This is a genomic window from Arsukibacterium perlucidum DSM 18276, assembly GCF_000382165.1.
GTDB lineage: Bacteria > Pseudomonadota > Gammaproteobacteria > Enterobacterales > Alteromonadaceae > Alishewanella > Alishewanella perlucidum.
In genome coordinates this window covers 54,825-62,768 of record NZ_KB907724.1, presented here as the reverse complement: position 1 = coordinate 62,768, position 7,944 = coordinate 54,825, and the positions used below count along the sequence as shown (strand labels likewise).

General features: G+C 51.5%; 4 protein-coding genes and 1 pseudogene. 1 reads left to right on the top strand and 4 read right to left on the bottom strand.

Translation table 11 applies throughout. The features are described 5' to 3' along the window. Both H141_RS0115365 and H141_RS0115360 read right to left on the bottom strand, forming a co-directional pair. On the bottom strand, positions 1–213 hold a 213-nt coding region (locus tag H141_RS0115365), incomplete at its 3' end, for a transposase (RefSeq protein ID WP_019677172.1). A gap of 62 nt (positions 214–275) precedes the next feature. After that, a pseudogene (locus tag H141_RS0115360) lies at positions 276–650 on the bottom strand (FAD-dependent oxidoreductase); the annotation flags it as partial. Positions 651–1,063: 413 nt separating this feature from the next. Here H141_RS0115360 and H141_RS0115355 point away from each other — a divergent pair. After that, entirely contained in the window at positions 1,064–3,412 is a 2,349-nt protein-coding gene (locus tag H141_RS0115355; protein ID WP_019677170.1) for a S8 family serine peptidase, read from the top strand. 68 nt (positions 3,413–3,480) lie between these two features. On the opposite strand, the gene H141_RS0115350 is transcribed toward H141_RS0115355, so the two are convergent. Beyond that, entirely contained in the window at positions 3,481–5,712 is a 2,232-nt protein-coding gene (locus tag H141_RS0115350; RefSeq protein ID WP_019677169.1) for an SEL1-like repeat protein, read from the bottom strand. Between the two features lie 115 nt (positions 5,713–5,827). Further along, positions 5,828–7,843 carry a lipid IV(A) 3-deoxy-D-manno-octulosonic acid transferase gene (gene waaA / locus H141_RS0115345; RefSeq protein ID WP_019677168.1) on the bottom strand — a complete coding sequence of 672 codons (2,016 nt, stop codon included), beginning with the start codon at positions 7,841–7,843 and terminating at the stop codon, positions 5,828–5,830. Between the last annotated feature and the right edge of the window lie 101 nt (positions 7,844–7,944).

Here is a 7,944-nt window from a genome sequence, read left to right as displayed (position 1 = left end):
TTGGCGCTTCAAACGGGCAACTTCAGCAGCAAGCTCGGATTCACGGTCACTGGTCGTAGACTTTTTCTCGGCTGCTGAGCGCCAATTATATAACTGAGACTCATGCAGCTTCAGCTCTCTTGCTGTGGCTGCAACGCCAATCTTATCAGCTAGTTTCAGGGCTTCAGCTTTAAATTCAGCGGTATGGACTTTACGGACTTTCTTTGTTGACATTATTCACCTCGTTAAGCGATTGTACTCACTTAGCAAGGTGTCCAAAAGTGTTGGTACGGATCAATCTGCACATTGGCCGCTTTGGCCTCAGCAAGTAGCATCTCGACGATATCTTTGGCCGAGTCATCACAAAACAACTGGCCAAGGGTTTTCTCGTGATAAGGAATAGCGTGCTTTTGCACCAGGGCGATAAAATCCCACTGGGTGTAGCGACTAAGCGCCGATTTACAGAAATGTTTGTTTTGCGAAAGGAAGTTATCCGGACTGGTGTAGATATTAGTAAAGTTGCAGCGACCACCACCCGACATTAATATTTTCCGGCCCGGCCGTTTACCGTTGTCGAGTACCAACACTTTACGACCGCGATTACCAGCCTCTATTGCACACATCAGGCCTGCGGCACCGGCGCCTACTACGATTACATCCCACTGCTGCATGCTCTGCTGCCTTTCTGCTGAAAAGTGGCTATTGTCGGCGACTGGCGGGTCAGATGCAATTAACTGCAGATAATTGCTGCAAGTTAATACAGCAGTCCTTATGCAGTTTATTACTAACTAATAACAATTAATTATAAGGTGATAGCTGAACTGTAACGCACTACTGCGCTGACTGGCCTGTCCTGTCTGACTTGTTGCTTTTTTCAGCAGATATTATAAAGCCCTTTTTCAGGAACAGGAGAAAGTACCCGCTAAAACCATTAACAGTTGTCACCATTTCACGGATTTACACTTAGTTACACTTTGGATAATAGTGGTTTTGATTTTGACGCTGGTTTGCGCCTTGCGGTAATCACATCCAGGAATATAAAAAAATTGTTCTGTTAACTACTATAAACAACAAGAGTGTATCCATGTATAAACCAAAATTTAAACTTAGTAAGCTCGCGGTGTTATGTATACCCGCTACTGTTCTGATGGCTCCGGTTGCGTTGGCTGATGCCGACCAGGCCCGGCCATATGCCAGCGCCGCCCCGGCCAAAGCCGGCGCCGCAGATAAAAACAAACAGTTTGCCTCACTGGACAACCAATCAGGCAAACGTTACATCATTAAATATAAGCAAGAAGCTTTGGCTGGCGCTGTGTTATCAAACCAGAATGCAGGTCCGGGTAATGCGTCACCTCAGGCGGCTTATGCCCTGCAGCAAGTGGCCAACAAACTACAAGGTAAAGGTTTACGGGTGCACCTGGTATTGGCGCAGCAGTCTGCCATTGCGGCTGACTTAACCGACGCTGATCTGGTTACATTGCAAGCAGACCCTGGTGTTGAGTATATTGAAGAAGATTTAAAACGTTATCCTATGGCGCAACAAGTGCCTTATGGTTACACCATGGTGCAGGCCAATCAGGTTAGTGATCAGTTTGCCTCGAACCAGAAAGTATGTGTTATTGACTCTGGTTTAGACCTGCCGCATGAAGACTTCCTGAGCGGCAATATTACCGGTACCAATAACTCTGGCACCGGTAACTGGTATGACAATGGTGGCCCGCACGGTACGCACGTTGCCGGTACCATTGCTGCGTTAAATAATACTACCGGTATGCTTGGTGTTTTGCCAAATGGCAATGTAAAACTTCATATTATTAAGGTATTTAACGAAGCCGGTTGGGGTTACAGCTCTACCCTGGCCAGCGCCGTTAACACCTGTGTCAGTAACGGCTCTACCGTTATAAATATGAGCCTGGGCGGCGGCGGTTCAAACACCACCGAAAGTAACGCCATGCAGGCTGCTTTTGACCAGGGCGTGTTGTTAGTTGCTGCTGCAGGTAATGACGGCAATACTACGATGTCTTACCCCGCTTCGTACGACTCAGTAATCTCTGTCGCCGCTATTGACAGCAATAAGCAGTTGGCAAGTTTCTCTCAGCGCAATACTCAGGTAGAACTGGCTGGTCCAGGTGTTGATATTCGTTCAACCTACCCTGAAGGCACTGGCCTGGAAGCTATCCTGAGCGTTGGCACTACCGACTACGCCAGCTCACCCATGACCAATTCTACTGATGGCGATGCCAACGCGGCACTGGCCAGCTGTGGCCTGGGCGAAACTACCTGTACCAGTGTAGCTAACAAGATTTGTGTTATTGAACGCGGTAATGTCAGTTTCGTCCAGAAAGTCCAGTCGTGTGAAAATGGTGGTGGTGTAGCCGCTATTATTTATAACAACACCACGGGCGATTTTGGTGGCACCCTTGGCGATAACCCGGGTACAACCATTCCGGCACTGGCGGTAACGCAGGCAGTAGGGCAGGCACTGATGAGCCGCATTGGTCAGACCGCTTACCTTAGTTCAGGTGCCAGCAATTATGGCCTGATGAGCGGTACCTCTATGGCGTCGCCACATGTTGCCGGTGTCGCCGCATTGCTGTGGAGCCATTTCCCGCAATGTACTAATGCCCAGATCCGTAACGTGCTGGCAGTAACAGCAGAAGATCTTGGCACTGCGGGTCGTGATAATTCTTACGGCCATGGTCTGGTGCGGACAAAAGCGGCCTACGACTACATTAACCAGCAAGGCTGTGACGGCAATGGTGGTGGTAATGGTGGCACTGATCCAACGCCTCCGGCCGACGGTGAACTGGTAAAAGCAGTTGCTGAAACCAATTTATCTGGCGCAACAGGCTCAAGTAGTTATTTCACTATCACGGTACCCGCAGGGGCCACCAACCTGAGCTTTAATATGTCAGGTGGTAGTGGTGATGCTGATTTATATGTTCGCTTTGGCAGCCAGCCAACTACCTCCAGCTACGATTGCCGCCCATACAGAAGCGGCAATGCTGAAAGCTGTAGCTTTGCTGCACCGCAAGCAGGTGTTTATCATGTAATGATCAATGCTTACAGCGCATATTCTGGCGTGTCACTGGTAGCTGATTATACTGCTCCGGCCAGCGGTGGTGCTACTGGCGGCGGTGGTACTCTGGAAAACCTGAGTGCGACCAGAAATAACTGGCTGCATTACACTATTACGGTACCTGCTGGCATGAGCTCGCTGACAGTTAACAGCTCTGGTGGTACTGGCGATGCTGATTTATACGTGCGCCGCGGCAGCCAGCCAACTACAACCAGTTACGATTGCCGGCCATATAAAACCGGTAATAATGAAAGCTGTAGCTTCAGCAATCCTCAGGCCGCTGTTTACCATATCAGCCTGCGGGCATACAGCAGCTTCAGCGGTTTAAAACTGGTAGTAGAATATAAGCCTTAAGTTAACTAAGCCGGAAATACTAAGGGCGCCAATGGCGCCCTTTTTTATGCTTCTAAGGTTTAATGCAATTAAGGATTAAGTAACCGGTAAAGTTGCGCTTTGGCTAATGGCTCATCTTGCGCTGCAGCCAGCTGATAATAATCACGGGCTTTTATCAAGTCACGGCCAACCCCGCGGCCGTTTTCATACATCCAACCCAGATTGTATTGCGCGGTGGCATAACCTTGCTCTGCCGCCTGAGTAAACAGTTCCACCGCTTTTCTGTCATCCGCTTTTACCAGCCGGCCATTTTTATAAAACATACCCAGCGCCGTAAGCGCCCGTGGCACGCCGGCATCCAGCGAACGCTGATACAGCGCTAACGCCCGGGCTTCATCCTGCGGCACGCCATAACCTTTCTCATATAACCAGCCCAGATGAGCCAGGGCCCTGCTATGTTGCTGGTCGGCAGCGAGTTGATACCAATACACAGCCTGCTGATCATTTTGCTTAACACCACGACCCGTTTCAAACCGCAGCCCCATATTAAACTGAGCATCAGCATCACCGGTTTCTGCTACCTTCTGATACCAATACACGGCTTGCTGATCGTCCTGCGGCACACCACGGCCATTGGCGTACATAAAACCGAGGTTATACATGGCAAATACTTCGCCCTGCGCTGCCGCCTGCTGATACCAGCTAACAGCTGCTGCGTCATCCTGGGCAGTACCAGTGCCATTGGCCAGCCGCAGCGCTGCTGTGTATTGCGCTATTGCCAGGCCTTGTTTGGCAGCCGCTTCAAACCATTTAAATGCCTGAGCTTCGTCTGCCACGACGCCATTGCCATTGGCATAACTTAAACCTAGCTGATACTGCGCATTAGCCGAACCCTGGCTGGCAGCCAGCTCAAATAAGTCAGCGGCCCGGTTTAAATCTTCCTGCCGGCCACTACTCTGTTGTAATAACATCCCCAGATAATAACTGGCATCGCCATCCTGCTGGGCAGCGGCCTGTTCCAGCCATTCTTTGGCTCGGGTGGTATTGGCGCGGATGCCACGCCCGTCCAGATAACTGGCACCCACTTCACGCTGGGCAGCAGCTAAACCCTGTTCGGCGGCTTTTAAAAATAATTTAAAGGCAGTATCGTCGTTCTTACTGACGCCTTTGCCATCACGGTATAATAATCCAAGCTGATACGCTGCCCGGGTATGGTTCTGGGCTGACGCCAGTTGGTACCACCGGGCAGCCTGGGCCATATCGACTGCTGCACCGCGACCATCGTTGTAGCGGTTAGCAACTATAAACTGCGCATCAACATCGCCCTGAGTAGCGGCTTTTTCAAACCAGTTCAGCGCAGCGCGCTCATCCGGTTTGACTCCACGACCATTAGCATACATATAACCAAGGTTGTACTGGGCAAGCACATGTTGCTGGGCTGCCGCCTGGTTATACCAATAAACAGCCTGGGCATCATCTTTACTAACACCACGGCCATTGGCAAATAACGTCGCCAGATGATATTGGGCCGCAGCCATACCTTGCTCGGCTGCCGCCACAAACCAATTAGCAGCTTCGGTAAAATCTACGGCAACACCATGGCCGTTGGCATAAAGTGCAGCCAGATTAAACTGGGCATCGAGGTGGCCATTTTGAGCCAGTGGCAACCACTGCGCTAACGCCTCACTATAATTTTCGCGATTAAAGGCTCGCATGCCGGTATTAAAATCGGCTGAGCCAACATCAACAGAGCTGACATTGGATGTCGCCACTGGTGCGTTACTGATGGTTTTTTCGGCGCTACGTTCAGCAGCAACATTTTCGTTACTCTGGTCCTGGCTGCTTTTCGCTGCCGCCATAGCTGCCGCCGGGTTGCTGGTGCCCAGCCTTAGTTCAGAGCCGTCATTACCACCCGCAGCAGGGGTAGCGGGTGCCGCAGCTACCACTATTTGCTGAGGAGCAGAAGCAGTTCTGGTCACCGGGGGAGTTTGTTCAGCCTTAAGCTGTTCAGCACCCAGCTCTATATCACGCCGGGCAGCCGCCAACTCCGCAAAATCAGTGCTGCTTGATGCAGCCTGCTCCAGCCAGTAAGAAGCCTGCAGCGGGTCCTGTTCTACCCCCTGGCCTAAAGAATAGGCTTTAGCCAGTTCAAACTGGGCTGCAGTCACCCCCTCCATGGCCAGATCCTGCCAGAGCTCTACTGCTCTGGCGTACCTGCCATCCTCAAAAGCAGTTTTCGCTTCTGCCATTATTTCGGAATTATCTGCTGCTGCCACCAAACTGACTGCGAGCAATGCCGTTGTTATTATATTTAGCCGCATAGATGCCCCTCCGCTGTCATAGTTATACCAAAGTTCAACTAAGACACCAACAGCTTAATCCATTATATAAGCGTTAAATAATGGTAAAACGACCCCCTAAAACTGCGACAAAGCGCTAGTTATGTGGGTTTAACGGCACTTTTTGTTGCTGATAACCATTAATCACATGTTGCCAGGCAGCAAGCTGCCAGTGAAAGGGGCTAAGTTTGGCTTGCTCTTTATGCAATGAGCGTAGTAACCGTTGCAGATTGTGTTGCTGCCAGTCGCCAGCTGGCCGGCGCAGGCATTTATCAAAATCGATAAGCCATACCGTGCCGCTTTGGTCTAGCAGAATGTTCCTGCAGTTTAAATCGGTGTGATCTACGCCGGCTTTGTGTAAACGGGCTATCGCCGTGCCAACAGCCTGCCATTCGTTATCTGTCAGCGCCCGCCCGGTATGTAATATGGTCGCCAGATCGCGGGCATCGCTAATCCGCTCAATCAGCAAGTCGGCCTGATAACTCAGGCGATGCTGCTGATAGCGTGCCGCTACTGGTTTGGGCACCGCCAACCCTTGCTGACGCATCCATTGCAATAAGCTGAACTCCTGCATGGCGCGGCTGTACAATGCGCTCTGATAGAAAAAACGGTCTTTATTCAATTTACCGGCAAGGCCGCCACGATAATAATGACGTAACACCAGCTGCTGCTGCCGATGCTGCACAAACCAGGCGGTATTGCGGCCAGCAGAGCTACCCGTTACTGCATGTTGTTGCTGCCACCAAAGCGGGTCAAACTGCTCTGCACTAATGCTGTCAAACCAATCCGACCGGTACCAATATAATTCGCTGCCGGCAGCGTGGCGCTGCACATTCAGCAGACTATCACCATACAGAGCTGCTATCGCCTTGCTGCTGCGCGCAACGGCTCCCTGTTGCGATTGGTAAAAACGGCGCGCCCGCTCGCCCTGCTGTTGCCGCAACACTGTATCGGCCAGTAACGCAGCAGTATTTTGCTGTAACTGAGCAACATTCTGGACAACGCTGACTGCCTGGCGTTGCGCCAGCTGGTTATAAGCATCAGCAAAGTTAAAGTAGTGCGGCCCGGTTTGCACGGCCTTGCCAAAACAAATGGCTTCCAATGGGTTGTGGCCGCCACGATTAATTAAACTACCACCAATAAACACCAAGCTGGCCTGCTGATACCAGGCCAGCAACTCGCCCATGCTGTCAATTAAGGCCACTTCAGTTGTCACGGCGGGCATGCCACCGTCGCTGCGACGCCACAACTGCAAGCCGGCCTCAGTAGTCAGGCCTGCCACCTTATTAAAACGCTCCGGATGGCGCGGCACCAGCACCAGAAGTAAGTTACTGAACTGGCGCTGTAATTGGCGGTACAACCCTAACAGTTGCTCGTCCTCACCTTCATGAGTACTACCAGCAACCCACACCAGTCGGGCGCTGAGCGCTGGTGCCAGTGCCGCACTGATAGCATCCAGATTATCCGGCAGCCGCATCTCAAACTTTAAATTTCCGCAAAGCTGCACCTGGCTGTGGCCAAGCGCCCGAAAGCGCCGGGCGCTGGCTTTGTCCTGCGCCAGCAATAAGCTAACCTGCTGCAGTGCTGGCCGGGTAAGCCAGGCAAAGCGGCGGTAACCTTTGGCTGAACGGGCCGATAAGCGGGCGTTCACCAATACCGTAGGGATCATTGCCTTATGACACTGCTGTAGCAGGTTAGGCCACAGCTCCGTTTCAACAATAACAATAAGTTGCGGCTGTAAATTATTAATAAAGCGCCGGATTGCCCCAGGGTAATCAAAGGGCAAATAGCAGTGCTGCACACTATCACCCAGCCGGCTGCGAATAGTGGCGCTGCCAGTCGGCGTGGTGCAGGTTACGGTAATGGGCTGATTCGGATATTGCTGTTGTAATTGTTTGATTAATGGGATGGCAGCGATAGTTTCACCAACAGAGACTGCATGCACCACTATACCTCCGGCCTGACAGCCAGCAGGCAGCCAGCCGAAACGTTCTGCCAGACGCTGGCCGTAGCGGCGGTCACGCATAGCGCGCCAGCCCAGATAAACCAATAAAGGCACCAGTCCCAGATATAACAGTAGCTGATATGCCACACGGCTTAACGCCTGAGCCATAGTAAAATCCCATTTAAACCGGCAGTAAGGCCGTGCTGCCGAAATGCGCTATGATGCCAAATATCAGCCGGCTACACCAAAAGAATCTGTTGTGATATTGG